Genomic DNA, 18,348 nt, shown 5'->3' with positions numbered 1-18,348 from the left:
GCCGTGTAATTATTTTTTAGCGACCACTTTCATAATGCCGTTCATAATAGACCAGTGACCGGGGAAGGTGCATACAAAGGGATAGTCTCCCGGTTGCGCAGGCGCGGTGAAACGCAGCGTTACCTTTTCCTGCGGGTTGACCAGTTTGGTAGAATACAGCACTTCCGGCACTTCCGGCACATAATGCTTTTCAGCGCCGTCCGGCCGGGAAGCCATCTTGTCTGCCGCCTTGCCCACTATGGCCAGCGCGCCCTGCCGGGTGATCACCAGGTTGTGCTGCATAAAGTCAGGGTTCTCAAAAACGATCTCCACAGGCTTTCCGGCTTCTACGGTAAAGGTTTTCAGGTCATACTTCATTTCGTTCTTGATCACCTTCAGCTGTATAACGGCCGCATTGCCGCCTGCAGCGCCGGCTTCTTCCGTGGCCGGTTTATTGAGGTAAGCGCGCACAAAGGTCTCAGCCAGCCCGGCGTCTCCGAACAGTTTGGCAGAGCGGCCGCGGGTGATCTTTTCCACTTCATACCGCCAGTTACCGGTGAGGGCTACACGTTCACTGCCATTTTGCAGGTAAAGCTCTTCCGGCTTGCCGTAAATGCCACCGCCGCCGCCGGTATCTTCTACCCGTACCGCAATTACATTAGCGCCCGGTTTCAGCAGGCCCGCCGGTATTTTGTAACGGCGGGGAGCATTCCATTTACGTTCTGTTTTACCAACAGATACGCCGTTCACAAAGGTTTCATCAGAATCGTCTACCGGCCCCAGGGAAATAACGGCCTCCTTGCCGAGGGCTGTAATGTTCACTGTTTTACGGAACCATATCACACCGTCTATCTCCAGGCCGGCATCTTCAATGGTGGAGGGGAGCTTCATCTGCTTCCATGCCCCATCATTGAGCGTGGAAGCGGAGCGGTTCACGGCTGCCGGCACTTCAATTTTGAAGCCAGGATGGGCAGCCATAAAGGCGTCTATAAAGCCTTTGCGGTGCCGGGCGGCGGCGGCGTACAGCGCCCTGCCCAGCCAGTCGTCTTTTTTCACGGCCTCTTCGCCGCTCATATCGTACAACAGCTTGCCCAGGTTTTCAGAAGGCGCCGTTTCCGTGAGAGATACCAGCGCAGCCAGCCGGGTGTTGGCATCCCGGTCTTGCAAAATGCCGCTGCTGATCACCTGCTCTTCCGTCCAGTTGTAACGTGACAGTATCTGGATGGCGGCTTTGCGCACGGCGGGATTTTTATGTTTCAGCGCGGCGGCCACCGTACCGTTTTTTGTGGCAGCGCCCAGCCCGTCTATCGTCCACAGGGCATGCAACGCGGCGGGGCCGTCTTTTTTGGCAAGCGCGGCCAGCTGCGGCAGCACGTCTGTTTGCCCGCGTTCTACCAGCAGGCGCTGCGCAGTGGTGCGCCAGAGCATGTTGTCATTTTCCAGCGCGGCCAGCAAGCCTTCCGGCTCCTTTTTACTAAGCTGCAAGGGCTTTACTTTCTTCGCGCTTTTGCTCACCACGCGCCATACACGGCCATGGCTTTTATCGCGCAGGGGATTTTCGTAGGCGTTACCCTTGCCGTTTACGGCGGCGTAGCCCCCGCGTTCAGGCGTAGGCGTAGGGTTATGCTGTACAATGAAGTTGTACCAGTCCAGCACCCACACCGCGCCGTCCGGGCCGGGTTTGGCCTCTACCGGCGCTACCCATTCATCAGCGCTGGCAAAAAGGTTCCAGCCGTCTTTCTCCCTGAAACCGGCCCCGTCTTTTTCTATGCGGGCGGAGTGTACCAGGTGGCCGGTAGGCTCGCATACAAAAGCAATATTGTTCCAGTAAGGTTCAGGATAATTGCGGGCGGTGTAAAAACTGTGGCCTGCGGCAGCAGTAAAGCCCCCAAATACATCTACCTGCCTTACATGCTGTGTAATCGGATGCATGGCATAATGCCCGTCTATTTTACTGCTGCCGCCCGCCCTGATGCCTTCCACGCCTTTCAGCGCGCGGTTGGGAATGCCCATGAACACGCTGTGGGTGTTGTTGGCGGTAGACCCGAATATATCATTGTTCTCTGTGAAGCCCAGCCCCCAGGTATTGTTGCTGGTGCCGGTCATAAATTCGAAAGTAGAAACGTCTGGCGCAAAGCGGTAAAAGCCCTGGCTGAAATCATACGGCTCTCCGGCTATAGTGCCCTTGAAACCGGAGTAACCCACGGTGCCCCATATATGGTTGTCTATACCATAACGCAGGTTGGAGGGCCCGGCATGGGTGTCAAAAGTGCCCCATCCGTCCATGATCACCTTGCGGACGTCTGCCTTGCCATCTCCCGTGGTGTCTTTCAGGAAAAGGAAATGCGGCGCCTGTGACACGATGATGCCATCATTACTGAACACCAGGCTGGTGGGGATGTTCAGCCCTTCCGCAAATATGGTGAACTTGTCTGCCCGGCCGTCTCCATCTGTGTCTTCACAGATCTTGATACGGTCATCTCCCCCGCTTTTATCATCCCGCACGGTGTTGGGATAATCTACCGTTTCAATCACCCACAGGCGGCCTTTTTCATCCCAGTCCATTGCAATGGGATTGATGATGTCTGGCTCTGAAGCAAAGAGTTGCAGCTCAAAGCCCGGCGGCACCTGTATCAGTTTGGCGGAGGCTTCCGGTGAAAGCGGCTCCTGGTATTGCGGGGCGGGAACACGTTGTTCATAGTTGGGAATATTGGCCTCCTGCCGGTACGCCAGTTTGGGCATGGCAGCCCGGTATGGCTCCCAGAGGGCTTTCACATCGTCTCCCACGGCCCATAGAATACCCGCTTTCAGTAATGCATGAAAGCCGGGGTTATTCCAGGTGCGCTCATCGTGGCCATAGGCGGTGTAGAACACGCGGCCTTTGCCGTACTGTTTCACCCAGGTCCACGGTTCGCGGTGGGCGCCCTCTACCCGCTCCATGAGCACGGTACGGTCTCCTGTCAGCTTATCGTGCACATAGGTCTCGTCCCAGGTGGCAAACTCTTTCAGGGATTGGGTGACGGGGTGTGTTTTATTGGTGATCACCGCGGTGAAGGAATCTGTACCATGTTTCAGGAACTGGCCGCCCACCATGCTCACAAACTCCGGAGAATTGCGGAAGCAGTAGCTGGCGCAGTGAACGGGAATAAAGCCTTTGCCTGATTTCACGAACTGGAGCAGTGCTTCTTCCTGCGGCGGCGTGATGGAATCATGGTTGGCGTAGAGCAGCAGGCCATCGTACTGCGCCAGGTTGCTGCTGTTAAGGTCATCAGGATTGTCTGTATAGGTAAGTTGTATGCCCTCCGTGGCCAGCGCCGAAGCCAGCATAGGCATGTACAACGCGCTGTTGTGATGCTCGCTCTGGTGGCCCAGGAAAAGGATCTCTATTTTACGCGGCGCCTGTTTGGCACAGGCGGCCCATGCAAAGCAGCATATCATGCTGAGAAGGTAGACGTGGAATCGCTTGTTCATGGTTCGGAAAGATAACATAACGAAATTCCGGAAAATTAATCCGCCTGCTTTCCTTGATATTGCCAGATTTTGACTATTTTATGTCATAAAATACAGTTGAACATATCCTATTATGGTAAATGAAAAGAATTACGCGTTATGAAACCCGCCTTACAGAAATCACCTATTTCGGCAGACAGGGTATTTGAAGCGAAGTTTTTGCGGGAGCCGCACTTTGACCCCAACTGGCATTTTCACCCGGAGTACCAGTTGTTTGTGGTGTTGAAAGGCACAGGTACCCGCTTTACCGGAGACCACCTGGCCCCTTTCCGGCAGGGAGATTTTGTGATGACCGGCCCCAACCTGCCGCACATGTGGCAGAGTGACCCGGAGTACTTTGAAGGGAATAAAAACCTGTTGACGGAGGGAATTGTGATCTACCTGCCGGAAGACTTCCTGGGCCATGGTTTCCTGGGCAAAAGAGAAAGCTGGCAGCTGCGGCAGCTGTTGCAGCGCAGCAACCTGGGCATAGAGTTTTTGGGCAATACAGGCCGGCAAGGTACGCAGCTGATGCAGCAAATACTGGATCAGCATGATTTTGACCGCATACTCACCCTGCTGCAATTGCTTCACCTGCTGGCGCAGTCTGCGGAGTTCCGCCAGCTTTCCAGCGCCGGCTATACCAACCAGCTGAAGGCATCGGATACGGAGCGTATGAACCGTGTACATGCCTTTGTGATGAAAAACTTCCGGGAAAAGATCAGCCTTAACGAAGTGGCCACTATTGCCAACATGACACCTACTTCCTTCAGCCGCTATTTTAAAACGCATGCCAACCGCAGTTTTTCAGACTTCCTCACGGAAATACGCATTGGCTACGCCTGCAAGCTGCTCATGGAAGAGAATATGGACGTGGCGCGCATATGCTACGAGAGCGGCTTTTATACCCTTTCCAACTTCAACCGCGCCTTCCGGCAAATAACAGGCTATAACCCGCTGGGCTACCGTAAAAAGTACACCGGGGCATAGGTGGCTACGCATATTTTAACGATATTCGGGAACATGCATTTCTAACCATTGAAAATGAATACCATGAAAAAAGTGATAATGGCCATGCTGCTGCTGTCTGCCCTGCCCGGCCTTTCCAGGGCGCAACAGGCAGACGCTGTGGTGGGCACATGGTTGAACGAGGAGAAAGACGCCAAAGTGCAGATCTACCGCTCCGGCAACGAGTATGCCGGCAAGCTGGTATGGATAGCCCGGCAGTTTGAAGATGATGGTAAAACACCGCGGAAAGACAGCAAGAACGCAGACCCCAAGCTGCGCAACCGCGGGCTGATGGGCCTGGTCATACTTACCGGTTTCAAATATGATGACGGGGAATGGACAGGCGGCAAAATATATGATCCCAAAAGCGGCAAGACCTATAGCAGCAAAATGAAGCTGGACGGCCGGCAGCTGAACATACGCGGGTATGTGGGCGTGTCTGTGTTCGGGCGCACAACGGTGTGGACGAGGGCGGAGTAGCTACTCCACCACCGGCCAGCCTTTCACGTACCGCAGCGGCCTGATGCAGAACACCCTGGCGCCGCCTTTGCCCCGCTGAATAGCATGGTAAGCAATATATTGTTTGCCTTTTGCATCGCTGAATACAGAATTATGCCCCGGCGCCAGCCAGGTGCTGTCCATTTCAAGTATCACACTGTTAGGCGTTCCCCTTTCCTCCGCCATGGTGCGGAACGGCCCGGTGGCTTTTTTGGAGCGCGCCACCAGTACGGCGTAGCTGGCTTTTTCCCCGCAGCAGTTATCTCCTGAATAGTAGAGGTAGTAATACCCTCCACGGTAGTCTATCCAGGCCCCTTCTATCAGCCTGGTATATTTTGCTTCTTTCCCGGGCTCTACCACGGGAACGGCTGCACTGCCGGGTGCAAATGCGCTCCAGTCGTCCGTCATTTCCTGTACGCGGATGGGTTTGAAGCCGGAACCCCAGTACAGCAGCTTTTTGCCCGTTTGGGGGTCTACAATGGCCATAGGGTCTATATGCTCAAAACCTTCCCCACATACCAGGGGCGAACCTTTGTCTTTAAACGGCCCTTCCGGCCTGTCTGCATACGCCACGCCCAGGCACTTGCCGGTGGAGTCAGACACTGACTCCCCAGAGTAAAAGAGCACGTATTTCCGCAAAGCGGCATCATACAGCACATGCGGCGCCCAGTAATGGGTATTGGCCCATACGGGCGGCTCCGGCAGCGCATCTCCCAGCAGCTCCCAGTGCTGCAGGTCAGCAGAAACCGCCACCTGTATGTTGGCGCCTGACTGGGTGGCATAGGCATAGTATTTTCCTTCCGCGCGTATCACGGTAGGGTCTGGAAAATCCCGGTTGAGCACCGGGTTGGAAAATTGCTGGGCCATCAGCGCCAGCGGCATGCAAAGCAGCGCCAGGGCGGCGAGCAGACGTGGTTGTATCATAATCCGATAGTCCGGGACAGTTATCAGGATATCCCGGTTTGAATAACAAAATAGTGAACCTTTTCATGAACAGGAACTGAGGCCGGCGCAATTTGGCAAGGCGCTTTCCCGATAACTGGTAAAAAACTACAAACATTTGCTAAAATTCAAGTAGGTACATGCGGATAATTGTATGACTTTTATGCAAACGTTTTAAGTGTACTTGAGACGTCATGATAATTCCACCAGAAGAAAACTAGATACGACTTGTACGTTACGAAAGAAGGGGCCGCAACCAAGCCCGTGCTGCATTTATTTTCTTTTACCTTATGACAGAATTTGCTGATTGGCTGCGAAAGCCAAGGTGAGACCAGGCATTTATTTTTTACCAGTTAATGCAAACGATTGCAGTTTAAAACAAAGGCAAAGTATGCAAACAGGACTGGTGCGTCCCTAAAAGAACATGTTATGAAAACTGGCAGATCTTAGAATCAGAAATCCACTCAACCAAAAGAAGCGCTTCGGGCTTCAAATGGAGCATGTACACCTTGTGCAGGCTATCCCGCTATGCTGCAGCAGGCGGCCGGGCAGGTTATGCTCCTGAATGAAGGGCCGGGGTTTTTGTGATCAGAAAAAACATACAAATGAAAAGAACACTCACCATGCGCGTTTGTGGTGTGATGGGCGTGCTATTGCCCGTTGCGCTGCAAACACAGGCAGCAGGAACGCTGCCGGGAAAAGCTTCCTTAGGCAGCCCTGTACACACCGCCAGTCCACACGCTGCGCATGCACCTGCGGCCATGTGGAAACTGAACAAGGAAGTTCGCGGGCAGGTAACAGACAGCACGGGCGCTGCTATGCCCGGTGTTACCATACTGGTAAAGGGAAGCCCTAACATTGGCACTACTACAGACATTAACGGCAGGTATATACTGGAAGTACCGGATAATACGCTGGTGCTGGTGTTCAGCATGATCGGCTACACGCCCCGCGAAATTCCGCTGAACGGCCGCAGTGTGATCAACGTTGAGCTGAGCCCCTCCTCCAACCAGCTGGGTGAAACGGTGGTGGTGGCATTCGGCAAACAGAAAAAAGAATCGGTGATCGGTTCCATTACTACCATTAATCCCGGAGAGCTGAAAGTGCCTTCCAGCAACCTTACCACCGCGCTGGCGGGCCGCCTGGCGGGTGTTATTGCCTACCAGCGCAGCGGGGAGCCCGGTATGGACAATGCGGAATTCTTCATCCGCGGCGCCACCACCTTCGGTTACAAGAAAGACCCGCTCATCCTGATAGACGGTATTGAATATACCACCACGGAGCTGGCGCGCCTGCAGCCGGACGATATTGCCAGCTTCTCCATCATGAAAGACGCTACAGCCAATGCGCTTTACGGCGCCCGCGGCGCCAACGGCGTAATACTGGTTACCACCAAGGAAGGAAAGGAAGGCAAGCCCAAGCTCAACATCAGGCTGGAAAACTCTATCTCCCAGCCTACCCGCAATGTAGAGCTGGCAGCCCCCGTCACCTATATGAAGCTGAACAATGAAGCCGTGCTCACCCGCAACCCGCTGGGCATACAACCTTACTCACAAGCCAAGATAGACAATACGGAAAGCGGCCTCAACCCGGTGGTGTTCCCTACCACCAACTGGCGGGACATGCTGTTCAAAGACAGGACCATGAACCAGCGCGGCAACTTCAGCGTAAGCGGCGGCGGGCAGATAGCCACTTATTACGTTTCAGGCGGCCTTACCAAAGACAACGGCGTGCTCAATGTAGACGGTCGCAACAACTTCAACAACAACATCGATCTGAAAACATACACCCTCCGCTCCAACGTCAACCTCAAGCTCACCAAGTCTACCAGCGCCATGGTGCGCCTGCACGGTACGTTTGATGACTACAACGGGCCTATAGACGGCGGCGAAATGCTTTACGCCAAAGTGATGCGCGCCAACCAGGTGATGTTCCCGGCCTATTACCCGGTAGATGATGAGCACCAGTTCACCAATCACATCCTCTTCGGCAATGCAGACCAGGGGCAATACCTCAACCCCTATGCTGATATGATACGGGGTTACAAGGAAACCTCCCGCTCGCTCATGCTGGCGCAGTTTGAAGTGAAGCAGGACCTGTCAGACTTCATCACCAAAGGCCTCTCCATTCGCGCCATGATGAACACCAACCGCTCTGCCTATGTGGAGCTGATAAGGGCCTACAGGCCTTTCCTGTACACGGTGGGCAGTTATGACAGGCCTACCAACGCTTACAAGATCTACAACATCAACCCGGAAACAGGTACGGACTACCTCAGCTTTGAGCCGGGAGAAAAAACCGTGCAGTCCGTATTCTACCTGGAGTCTGCCATGGACTACAACCGTACGTTCAATGACCGCCATACCGTGGCCGGCATGCTCATTTTCATAGCGCGCAACCGGCTCAACGGCGTTACCGGCTCCAGCCTGCAGCGCTCCCTGCCGGCACGCAACCTCGGCCTTTCCGGCCGCGTTACCTACGCGTATGATGATAAATATTTCCTTGAAGCCAACTTCGGCTACAACGGCTCCGAACGTTTCTACAAAACAGAGCGCTTCGGTTTCTTCCCCACTATTGGCGCCGCCTGGATGGTATCCAGCGAAAAGTACTGGGAGCCGTACCGCAGGATTGTGAACAAGCTGAAGCTGCGCGCCAACTACGGCCTGGTAGGCAACGATGCCATCGGCAACGAGGACGAGCGCTTCTTCTACCTCTCTACCGTCAACATGTCCACCTCGGCAAAAGGCGCCCGTTTCGGCACCACCGGCGGCTATTACAGGGACGGTATTTCCATCAGCCGGTACGACAACCGGGCCATTACCTGGGAAACCGCCAAGAACTCCACCTTTGGTATGGAGATAGGATTGCTCGGCAAGCTGGACATGATCGTGGAGTACTTCATAGAGTCCCGCTACAACATTCTCATGCCCCGCGCATCCATCCCCAAATCCATGGGGTTGCAGGGAGAAACGCCGCAGGCCAACGTAGGCCGCGCCGCCTCCCGCTCGCTGGATATTTCGCTTGACTACAACGCCAACATCACCAAAAACTGGTACCTGGGCCTGCGCGGCAACTTCACCTATGCCCGCAACGTGTTTGAAGCATATGAAGAGCCTATGTACGATGAGCCCTGGCGCTACCGCAAAGGCCACTCCACGGCGCAGCGCTGGGGATATATAGCAGAACGCCTGTTTATTGACGACGAAGAAGTAAGAAGCTCTCCGGAGCAACGCTTCAACGGTTTTGAGACCCGCGCGGGAGACATCAAGTACCGTGACATCAACGGAGACAAGATCATTGACCAGCGTGACATGGTGCCCATCGGCTTCCCGGAAAGGCCTGAAATTGTGTACGGCGCCGGTCTTACCACCAAATACAAGGGCTTTGACTTCTCCCTGTTCTTCCAGGGCTCTGCCCGCTCTTCTTTCTGGATCAACGTAGAGCAAACCTCCCCCTTCGTGACCTCTCCGTTTACGGTAGGCGGCAGGGCCATTGGCGGCGAAACGCAATTGCTGAAGGCCTATGCAGACAACTACTGGTCTGAGGAAAACCGCAACCTCTATGCCCTCTGGCCCCGCCTGAGCCCCATTGTGAACGCCAACAGCGTGCAGCCCAATACCTGGTTCATGCGCAACGGCTCCTTCCTGCGGCTGAAGCAGCTGGAAGTAGGCTACTCCCTGCCCGCGGCATGGAACAGGCGCCTGCATATGCAGAACTTCCGCCTGTACGCAACGGCCACCAACCTGTTCACCCTCAGCAAATTCAAGCTCTGGGACATTGAAATGGCAGGCCGCGGACTGGGCTATCCCATACAGCGAGTGATCAATATAGGCCTGCAGGTCGGTTTCTAACATTCATCAACTGTTGACAAATGAAAAAACTACATAAAAAACTGTTCCTGCTCATTGCACTGGGCACACTGGGCGCCTGTAAATACCTGGATGTGGTGCCGGACAATATTGCCACCATAGAGAACGCTTTCACACAACGCACCTCTGCTGAAAAGTTCCTGTTCACCTGTTATTCCTACATGCCCATGACGGGGCATTTTAATGACAACCTGGGTTTTATGGCAGGAGACGAGATCTGGCACGATGACCCGCCCAAAGACATACAGGTTACCTTCTTCAACATTGCCAAAGGCCAGCAGAGCGTGGCCAGCCCGCTGGGCAACTACTGGTCTGGCGGCGCGCGCGGGGAAGCCCTCTTTGTTGGCCTGCGTGACTGCAATGTGTTCCTTGACAATATTCACCTGGTGCGGGAGCTCACCATGTTTGAAAGAGAAAGATGGATGGCGGAAGTGAAATTCCTCAAAGCCTACTACCATTTCTTCCTCTTCCGCATGTACGGCCCCATTCCGCTGATACGCACCAACCTGCCTATTGCCAGCGGCCCTGATGAGGTGCAGCTGTTCCGCGAGCCGGTAGACACCTGCGTGAACTACATGGTGCAGCTGCTGGACGAGTGCATTGCCAGCGATTACCTGCCGGAAAAGCTTTCCGGCACGGAAGGCACGGAACTGGGCAGAATCACCAAGCCCATTGCCTACGCCCTGAAGGCCAAAATACTGGTAACGGCGGCCAGCCCCCTGTTTAACGGCAACACAGAATACGCCGGCCTGAAAAACAAGGGAGACAAACAGGAACCGCTTTTCCCGCAAACCTATAGCGTAGATAAATGGAAAAGGGCCGCACAGGCCTGCAAGGAAGCCATTGATTTTTGCCATGAGCAGGGTTATGCCCTCTACCACTTCCCCGGCAATACCGGCTACAAGATCAATGACACCATCCAGACGCAGCTTGACCTCCGCGCCGCGCTCACTTCCACCTTCAACAACACGGAAGTGATCTGGGCCAATACCAACAGTCCCGCTGTTGACATGCAGCGCTGGTCAATGCCGCTGATAGCGCCCGGCGCCAGCACCGCCGGCCCCAAAGGCATACTGGCCCCCACCCTGAAAATCGTGGAAATGTTCTATAGCAAAAACGGCGTGCCCATCAATGAAGATCTGACGTTCGACTACGGCAAGCGCTACACGCTCCGCAAAGCAGTACCGGCCGAAAGGTTCTGGGTAAAAGACGGGGAAGAGACCGCCGCGCTGCACTTTGACCGCGAGCCGCGTTTCTACGCCAGCGTATCCTTTGACCGGGGTACCTGGTTCGGCAACTGGGTAGAAAACTACGATGTTACCAAAGCGCTGCTGTACCCGCAGCTGCGGAACACGGAATTCAGCGCCCGCCGCGGCATCAGCAACTACTCCGTAACCGGCTACGGCATCAAGAAGCTGGTGAACATTGAAACCAGCGTGGCTACAGACGGCAACATGACCAACAACATCATTTCCTACCCCTGGCCCGAGTTCCGCATGGCAGACCTGTACCTGCTCTACGCCGAATCACTGAATGAGGCAAACGGTTACAGCACCGCCACTACTGAATACCTGAACTTGGTAAGGGCAAGGGCCGGCCTTAAAACTGTAGAAGAATCATGGAGCAGCTTCAGCCGCGAGCCGCAGAAATACCTTTCCAAAGAAGGCCTGCGCAGCATCATTCAGCAGGAACGCTGCATAGAGCTGGCGTTTGAGGGCAGCCGCTACTGGGACCTGCGCCGCTGGAAAACAGCGCACGTTGAGCTGAACAACCCCATCAAGGGTTGGGACATTACCCAGAAAGATGCGCCCTCCTACTACAAAGAAAGGCTGCTCTTCAACCAGCGGTTCACCATGCGTGATTACCTCTGGCCCATTGAACTGAACGAGATCACCATCAACAAGAACCTGGTGCAGAACCCGGGTTGGTAATGCCTGAAATGGTTTTGATTTTTTTCATGCAAAAACATTTTTTTATGAAACAACTGATCATTTGCTTTCTGCTGGCCGTTGCCATAACGGCCTGCAAGGAAGATTCCTTTTCTCCCATTTCCAAAGACGGGAATGTACCCCAACCCGTAAGCAACGCTACTTATGAAGCCATGGCCGGCGGGGCCAAAATCAGCTATTCCCTGCCCGATGACAAAAACCTGGCGTATGTAAAGGCTGAATATGAGGTGAACGGGGAAAAGCGGGAAATGAAATCGTCTTTCTACCAGCGCTCCCTCATTGTAGAAGGCTTCGGCAACACCAGTGAATACATCATAAAACTGTACAGCGTCAGTTATGCTGAAAAAACTTCTGCCCCGGTAGAGCTGAAAATACGCCCCCTGCCCCCGGCTATTGATACGGTACGGAAGTCCCTCCAGATCGTGGAGTCTTTCGGCGGCATCAATACCCGCTTCGATAACCCGCACAAGGCCAGCATCATGATAGGCGTGCTGCGCTGGGACGAAGCGCAGAAAGAATGGGTGAGCATAGACGCGCATTACACCGCGCTTGATTCCGGCAAGTTTTCCGTACGTGGCCAGGAAGCAGTGCCCATCAAATTCGGCATATTTGTGCGCGACCGCTGGAATAACCATTCCGATACGCTGCAGATCGTCAAAACGCCTATTTATGAAGAAGAGCTGGATAAAGACAAGATCAAGGACATGCGCAAGAAATGGCCTATTCCCCAGCGGGAGCCGCTGCCAAAATCAGGCGGCGCCATACTGGAACCCGGCAACCTCTCCAGCTGGAAGTTTGACGCAATGTTTGACGGCGTGATCGGCAACAATGGTTTCCATACCACGGAAAACAAAGACGTTCCCATCTGGATACCGATGGACCTTGGCGTAACAGCGCGGCTGAGCCGTTACAAGATCTGGCAGCGCCAGAGCGGCTACATCTACAACCACGGCAACCCTCACCAGTGGGAGATATGGGGTACCAACACCCCCACTAACGTGAATAGCTGGGTACTGCTTGACGCCCGCATTATGGTGAAACCCTCCGGCCGCCCCCTCAGCGACAACAGCACGGAAGACACCCAGGTGGCCGCCAACGGACAGGAATACGAGTTCCCGATAGACGCACCGGCCGTTCGGTACATTGCCTGGAAACATATTGACAGCTGGGCTTCCATAGAAGGTTACCTGGGGCACTTCCACCTCTCTGAAATGTCTATCTGGGGCCAGATTAAATAACATCTCAATCAAAAAGGACAATGCGAATGAAGAAATATATATGGGGCATACTGGGCCTTGGCCTGCTGGCCGCATGCAGTAAAATGGAAGACAACTACCAGGAGTACCTCAAAAACGGCGTGATCATCTATACGGCCAAGGTAGATTCCCTGAAAGCCTTTCCCGGCAGGAACCGTATTGCGCTTTCCTGGCTGCTGGTGTCTGACCCGAAAATAGACAAATGCCGGGTGTTCTGGAACAGCGGGAAAGATTCCGTGACCGTACCTGTACAGCGCAGCGCAGGCATTGATACCATCAACGTGGTGCTGGATAACCTGGAAGAAAATGTATTCACTTTTGACGTGTACACATATGACAACACCGGCAACTCTTCCGTAAAGGAAGAAATAATAGGCACGGTATATGGCGATAACTACATTGCATCTTTGTACAACCGGCCGGTGCGGAAAACCACTTACCAGGGCGGCACCAAAAGGGCGGAAATAATCTGGTTTGGTGTAAACCCGCAGGCGGTGGCCGTAGACATTGAGTATACCAATGTAAATGGGGACCTGGTAAAAAAACGGGAAGTGGCCGTAAGGCCGGACCCTTTCAAGCCCATGGCTTTCCCGGATACAACAAGGCTGGCTGACTACAAACAGGGCACCAGCTTCCGTTACAGAACGGCATACAAACCTGTGCCAACGGCCATTGACACGTTCTATACCGCCTATGATACGCAGGCGGTGCCGTAAACGCCGCTGCAGCTGAAGGGAGCTGATCTGTGAAAGTAGGTCAGCTCCCTTTTTTGTTAAAGATTCCCTAAAGCCCCTTCATCGTTCCCCCCTACTCTACAACTCAGCCCCCTTCCTCAACGGTTCAACAAAAATTTCATGGCGCCCCGGCGCAATGGGTGCACATTTGTTGTCAAATGCCATCAGCATGAAAATTTTAATGAACCTTATCATTATGAGCGCGGTGTTTATACAGCCACTTTTTGCCCGCCAGCCGCTTACCGGTGACTTTACGCTGGTAAAGCAGGCAGACAACATTTTCCTGTACGAGCGGTGGATAGACGCTCCTGAAAGCGGGAAAGTAAGGGAAATAAAAGCCGTGTTCCTGGTCAGGGCCAGCGTGCCCGCAATTGTAGCGCTGATCAAAGACCCTGCGCGCGGCCGCAGCTGGAATGCCAACGCCAGAACCTACCAGGTGCTGCCCCTGCAGGATGCCAACCGCTGGATCAGTTATATACAGTATGATATTCCCTGGCCGTTTGATGACCAGGACTGTTGCCTGGCATATCACTATCACAACAACGAAGTGAGCTTTGAAAGTACGCATAACGCCGCTTTCCCGGTTACGGCCGGCATGTCACGCATGACGGGCACCAAGGGCAAGTGGGTGATGGAAAACATGCACTCCGGCCATGTGAGGGTCACCTATTTCATCACCACAGACAGGAGCAAGAAAATACCGCGCTGGGTATCAGACCCTATTGTGCACAGCAACCTGTTCAAAACCATGGCGCAGTTCAAAAAACTGGCGGAGCAATAGTCAGGGGTGTGTGATAAACACCGGCACGTGCAGGTTGCGCAACAGGTTACGGGTATTGCCGGGGTTAAAAAAGCGGGAAAAAGTATTGCGGCCATATGCGCCCATTACCGCCACGGCGTCTTCCTTCTCCTGCAAAAACTTCCTGATCTCCACCTCCGGCAGGCCCTGCAATACTACAAAGGTCACTTCAGTAAAGTACAGGTGCAGGTATTCTTTCAGCAATTGTTCGTTGGGAATGATGGGGATGCCTTTCTCCGGCACATAAATAACGGTGGCCTTTTCATGCCCCAGGCGGGGAAACAGCTGCAGGAACTTCTTCATGGCGTATACAGAGGAGTAGCTGCCGTTGTAGGTAAACACCACTTCCCCGAAGCGGCCCGCGCCCTCCGGCAGTACCAGCACGGGGCACTGGGCGTCTGCCGGTACGTCTTTGATAAAACCAGGTACATCTGCCGGGAATAAATTACTGAGGGAGGTATTGCGGTCTATGAGCAGCAGGTCTGCAAACCGGCTCTCCCGTACCACTTCTTTCAGGGCAATGCCCTTGCCCCGCTGCCAGGTGGTTTGAATGCCCCGCTCGCGGCATTCCTCTTCCAGTATTTGCAGGTCTGCCGGCGGTATCTGTGCGGGGGGCTGCCACATTTCGGCGGGTACGGCGAGACTAGCCTCATTCTCCAGCAACAATACTTTCAGGCTGCCCTCCAGCAACCAGGTCACATACTGAAAAGCGTCTAACTGCTCTTCCCTGAAATGCACCGCGTCAACAACTGCTACTATCCTTTTCATATTTTCCGGCAATGGGTTTTGATTTGTCGCCAAATCTACCATGCCGCCATTCCCTCAGCAATGATGGATAACAGGGCTTTGTGTGACGCCTGTCATCAGTTCATCATCCTCTCCAGCTTTTTCAGGTTGGTGAGCACTATTTCTCCCTCCACGATGTTCACCAGCTTTTCATCCCGGAAATCTCCCAGCGTGCGTATGAGGGATTCCTTGGCTACCCCGGCCACTGCAGCCAGGTTATCACGGCTGATATCTATGCTGAATTGGGGGTTATTGTCCGGGTTATACTTTGCGTTGAGGAACAGCAGCGCGTCTGCCACCTTTTTGCGCAGGGAATTATAAGCTATACCCAGCAGTTGCCGCTCACTGTCTGCAATATTGCGGGCCAGCAGGTGCATGAACTTTTTCATCACGTCTATGCTGTTAAAGGCCAGCTCCTCAAAATCTTCCCGCGGAATAATGGCCAGCTCCGTTTCTTCCAGCGCCTCCGCGTTTTCCTTGTATATGCCAGACTCCAGCAAGGCGGTGTACCCCAGGAACTCTCCCTGGTTGTACAGGCCGGTAATTATTTCCTTGCCGTCTTCGTTGCGCTTGCAGGTTTTCACCTTCCCTTTCAGTATGTAATACAGATAGGCAGGATGGTTGCCTTCCGAGTAGATCACTTCCTTTTTCCTGTAGCGGTTTACGTTGCGGCCTTCCCGGAGGTCTTCCAGCAGGTCTTTGCCGCTAACGGAATGCAGCAGGGTATTGAGGCCGTTCATATCCTGCGGCAGCTCCTGCCTGAGACGGGCCGCCTTTTTCAGCCGGCCTTCAATGGCATTCAGCAGCTCTATGGGGTCAAAGGGTTTGGTGATGTAATCATCCGCGCCCATTTCCATGCCTTTCCGCACGTCTGACCGTTCCGAGCGGGCGGTGAGGAAAATAAAGGGAATGCCAGACATTTCCTCGTGCTTGTGCAGCAGGTGCAGCACGCCGTAACCGTCCAGCACCGGCATGGTGATATCACAGATCACCAGGTCTGGCTTGTGCTCCATGGCCAGCTGCACCCCTTCTTTGCCGTTCGGGGCCGTCAGCACCTTGTAGTTGGCCAGTTCCAGTATTTCTGCCGTGTTGGCGCGGATGTCCGCATTGTCTTCGATGACCAGTATTGTTACTGCCATAATATGTCAAAGGTTAAATATCACTGTAAAAGTAGTTCCTTTCTCGAGCTCGCTTTTGCAGGTAATACCGCCGTTCATCAGCTCGGCGTATTTTGCCACAATATGCAGGCCCAGGCCGGTGCCCTGGATGTTGTCTACATTACTGCCCCTGAAAAAGCGCTCAAAGAGGTGCAGCTGGTCTTCTTTTGAAATACCAGCCCCTTCATCCTGCACGCGCAGCGTAAACCGGCGGCCGTCATGCGTGGTGCTGACGCGGATAACGGAGCCCGGCGGAGAAAACTTGATGGCGTTGGAAAGCAGGTTCATCACAATATGCTTCAGCAGCGCCGGGTCCAGGTGGAGGCGGGCATTCCCTTCATGCACGTAGGTAACCTGCTGCCCTTCCTTGCGGAGGCCCTGCATTTCCGCTATTATATTGCCTACATGCTGCTGGGCGTCAAAGTCTGCGTACCGCACCTGTATCTTTCCTTCTTCAATTTTTCCGACAGACAGGAAATCGTTCAGGATGTCTGTCAGCATATTGACGGAGGATACGATACGCTGTGTATGCTTTTCCCGCTGCTCCTGCTCTTCCGCCCTTTTGTAGCGGGAAATGAGGAAGGTGGAGGAAAGAATGGTGCTCAACGGCGTGCGGAACTCATGAGAGGCCAGGGAAACGAAGCGTGACTTCAGCTCGTTCAATTCCCTTTCTTTTTCCAGCGCCACGCGCAGCTCGTTCTCCGCTTTTTTACGTTCCGAAATATCTATCGCAATGCCCAGGTACCCGCTGATAAGCCCATCTCCGTCTCTCAGGGCAGACACCGTGAGGGTAACGGGAAAGCGGCTGCCGTCTTTGGCCAGGTACTGCCATTCATGCTCACTGGGCAAGTTAAGCCGTGCCCTGGCCACGAACGTATCAAAGCCGGGCGCTACCTCCTGCTGCAACTGTGTGGAGAAAAGAGCGGCCCTTTCCGCCGTTTCCTGCGGGTCATGAAAAAGTGTGAGGCTGTGTTTGTTTACCACTTCTTCTGCTGTGTACCCCAGTTGCTTCTGCGCCGTGGGGTTAAACAGCTTGATGATGCCATTGCTGTCTGTGGCAATAATAATGGCTTCCGCGTGGTTCCAGATGCTGCTCAGGAAACTGTTCATGCGCTGCAGCTCCGTGTCTTTCGCCTGCACTTCCTTCATCTGTTCTCCCAGCTTTCTCACCGTGTCAGAAAGAGACTCCGTGCGTTCCGCCACCTTCATCTCCAGCTCGGCATTAAGGCGTTTCAGCTCGTTTTCAGATTCCTTGCGGTAAGAAATATCACTTACAAAAGCGATCACGAACTCACCGTCTCTCGTATTGTTATATGTGCCCAGGCTCACTTCTACCGGGAACTCTGTGCCGTCTTTCTTTACGCCGAACAGATCGAGGCCAACGCCCATGGGGCGGCTGCGGGGATGCTGATGGAACTTTTCCCGGTGCTGCTCATGGCGGTGGCCAAAGCGGGACGGCACCAGTTTTTCCACGCGTTCTCCCACCAGCTCCGCCTCCGTGTAGCCAAACTGGTTCAGCAGGAAGGGATTGGCCAGTATAATGCGGCCGCGCCCGTCTGTTACCAGTATCCCGATGGTAGCATGCCGGAACAATGCGTCAAAGCTGATCAAACCGTGTGATTCCTCCATTTTACTGCCTTAAATTATAAAAAGTAAATCTAGCATTTTTCCGTAACACATGCCGGTTTGATTAGTAGCTCCTTAGCTGTACAACAATAGCAACGGCTGTTTGGCGGCTAAATTAAATCCGGCCAAACGCCCGAAAAATGACCGCCGTTATGGTTTTTACTGATTTTAATTGGTTATGTTGCAGGAAGTGCTTCAGCAATATTACGGCTCGCTTATTGATGTTATATCAGGATGTATCAGTTTTACCATTTAA

The 18,348-nt window shown here is 53.8% G+C and carries 12 protein-coding genes; 7 read left to right on the top strand and 5 right to left on the bottom strand.

Features of this window, described 5'->3' with window-relative positions; translation table 11 throughout:
• Positions 1 to 9: 9 nt before the first annotated feature.
• Positions 10 to 3,450 carry a PVC-type heme-binding CxxCH protein gene (locus tag ABDW36_RS20680; RefSeq protein ID WP_343703824.1) on the bottom strand — a complete coding sequence of 1,147 codons (3,441 nt, stop codon included), beginning with the start codon at positions 3,448 to 3,450 and terminating at the stop codon, positions 10 to 12.
• Positions 3,451 to 3,588: 138 nt separating this feature from the next.
• Between ABDW36_RS20680 and ABDW36_RS20675 the strand changes: the two genes are divergently transcribed.
• Positions 3,589 to 4,458, top strand: coding sequence for an AraC family transcriptional regulator (locus tag ABDW36_RS20675; RefSeq protein ID WP_343703823.1), 870 nt, complete (start codon positions 3,589 to 3,591; stop codon positions 4,456 to 4,458).
• A gap of 63 nt (positions 4,459 to 4,521) precedes the next feature.
• Positions 4,522 to 4,956 (top strand): DUF2147 domain-containing protein, encoded by a 435-nt coding sequence (locus ABDW36_RS20670; RefSeq protein ID WP_343703822.1) that lies wholly within the window; start codon positions 4,522 to 4,524, stop codon positions 4,954 to 4,956.
• On the opposite strand, the gene ABDW36_RS20665 is transcribed toward ABDW36_RS20670, so the two are convergent.
• On the bottom strand, positions 4,957 to 5,898 hold the full coding sequence (locus ABDW36_RS20665) for a glycoside hydrolase family 43 protein (RefSeq protein ID WP_343703821.1): 942 nt from the start codon (positions 5,896 to 5,898) through the stop codon (positions 4,957 to 4,959).
• Positions 5,899 to 6,521: 623 nt separating this feature from the next.
• On the opposite strand from ABDW36_RS20665, the gene ABDW36_RS20660 reads away from it, so the two are divergent.
• The 5 genes from ABDW36_RS20660 to ABDW36_RS20640 all read left to right on the top strand — a co-directional run bounded on the left by ABDW36_RS20660 (position 6,522) and on the right by ABDW36_RS20640 (position 14,505).
• Positions 6,522 to 9,767 (top strand): TonB-dependent receptor, encoded by a 3,246-nt coding sequence (locus tag ABDW36_RS20660; RefSeq protein ID WP_343703820.1) that lies wholly within the window; start codon positions 6,522 to 6,524, stop codon positions 9,765 to 9,767.
• A gap of 20 nt (positions 9,768 to 9,787) precedes the next feature.
• Positions 9,788 to 11,716: a RagB/SusD family nutrient uptake outer membrane protein gene (locus ABDW36_RS20655; RefSeq protein ID WP_343703819.1), complete on the top strand. Its 1,929-nt coding sequence runs from the start codon at positions 9,788 to 9,790 to the stop codon at positions 11,714 to 11,716.
• A 44-nt stretch (positions 11,717 to 11,760) separates the two neighbouring features.
• Entirely contained in the window at positions 11,761 to 12,972 is a 1,212-nt protein-coding gene (locus tag ABDW36_RS20650) for a DUF5000 domain-containing lipoprotein (RefSeq protein WP_343703818.1), read from the top strand.
• 26 nt (positions 12,973 to 12,998) lie between these two features.
• The gene (locus ABDW36_RS20645; RefSeq protein ID WP_343703817.1) at positions 12,999 to 13,706 is read left to right on the top strand and encodes a DUF4998 domain-containing protein; all 708 of its coding nucleotides are present in this window, start codon (positions 12,999 to 13,001) and stop codon (positions 13,704 to 13,706) included.
• 187 nt (positions 13,707 to 13,893) lie between these two features.
• Positions 13,894 to 14,505, top strand: coding sequence for a hypothetical protein (locus tag ABDW36_RS20640; protein WP_343703816.1), 612 nt, complete (start codon positions 13,894 to 13,896; stop codon positions 14,503 to 14,505).
• Here ABDW36_RS20640 and ABDW36_RS20635 read toward each other — a convergent pair whose 3' ends face one another.
• From ABDW36_RS20635 to ABDW36_RS20625, 3 genes are all read right to left on the bottom strand, one after another.
• The gene (locus ABDW36_RS20635) at positions 14,506 to 15,291 is read right to left on the bottom strand and encodes a universal stress protein (RefSeq protein WP_343703815.1); all 786 of its coding nucleotides are present in this window, start codon (positions 15,289 to 15,291) and stop codon (positions 14,506 to 14,508) included.
• 95 nt (positions 15,292 to 15,386) lie between these two features.
• Positions 15,387 to 16,448 (bottom strand): response regulator, encoded by a 1,062-nt coding sequence (locus tag ABDW36_RS20630; protein ID WP_343703814.1) that lies wholly within the window; start codon positions 16,446 to 16,448, stop codon positions 15,387 to 15,389.
• A 6-nt stretch (positions 16,449 to 16,454) separates the two neighbouring features.
• The gene (locus ABDW36_RS20625; RefSeq protein WP_343703813.1) at positions 16,455 to 18,095 is read right to left on the bottom strand and encodes a PAS domain S-box protein; all 1,641 of its coding nucleotides are present in this window, start codon (positions 18,093 to 18,095) and stop codon (positions 16,455 to 16,457) included.
• Between the last annotated feature and the right edge of the window lie 253 nt (positions 18,096 to 18,348).

The organism is Chitinophaga sp. (assembly GCF_039596455.1).
GTDB lineage: Bacteria > Bacteroidota > Bacteroidia > Chitinophagales > Chitinophagaceae > Chitinophaga.
This window is presented reverse-complemented; position numbering and strand designations above follow the sequence as displayed.

Excerpts from the sequence above, each read along its gene's own strand:
- ABDW36_RS20660 (WP_343703820.1), top strand. The coding sequence starts at position 6,522 with ATGAAAAGAACACTCACCATGCGCGTTTGTGGTGTGATGGGCGTGCTA.
- ABDW36_RS20635 (WP_343703815.1), bottom strand. The coding sequence starts at position 15,291 with ATGAAAAGGATAGTAGCAGTTGTTGACGCGGTGCATTTCAGGGAAGAG.
- ABDW36_RS20670 (WP_343703822.1), top strand. The coding sequence starts at position 4,522 with ATGAAAAAAGTGATAATGGCCATGCTGCTGCTGTCTGCCCTGCCCGGC.
- ABDW36_RS20665 (WP_343703821.1), bottom strand. The coding sequence starts at position 5,898 with ATGATACAACCACGTCTGCTCGCCGCCCTGGCGCTGCTTTGCATGCCG.
- ABDW36_RS20645 (WP_343703817.1), top strand. The coding sequence starts at position 12,999 with ATGAAGAAATATATATGGGGCATACTGGGCCTTGGCCTGCTGGCCGCA.
- ABDW36_RS20625 (WP_343703813.1), bottom strand. The coding sequence starts at position 18,095 with ATGGAGGAATCACACGGTTTGATCAGCTTTGACGCATTGTTCCGGCAT.
- ABDW36_RS20655 (WP_343703819.1), top strand. The coding sequence starts at position 9,788 with ATGAAAAAACTACATAAAAAACTGTTCCTGCTCATTGCACTGGGCACA.
- ABDW36_RS20650 (WP_343703818.1), top strand. The coding sequence starts at position 11,761 with ATGAAACAACTGATCATTTGCTTTCTGCTGGCCGTTGCCATAACGGCC.
- ABDW36_RS20680 (WP_343703824.1), bottom strand. The coding sequence starts at position 3,450 with ATGAACAAGCGATTCCACGTCTACCTTCTCAGCATGATATGCTGCTTT.
- ABDW36_RS20640 (WP_343703816.1), top strand. The coding sequence starts at position 13,894 with ATGAAAATTTTAATGAACCTTATCATTATGAGCGCGGTGTTTATACAG.
- ABDW36_RS20675 (WP_343703823.1), top strand. The coding sequence starts at position 3,589 with ATGAAACCCGCCTTACAGAAATCACCTATTTCGGCAGACAGGGTATTT.
- ABDW36_RS20630 (WP_343703814.1), bottom strand. The coding sequence starts at position 16,448 with ATGGCAGTAACAATACTGGTCATCGAAGACAATGCGGACATCCGCGCC.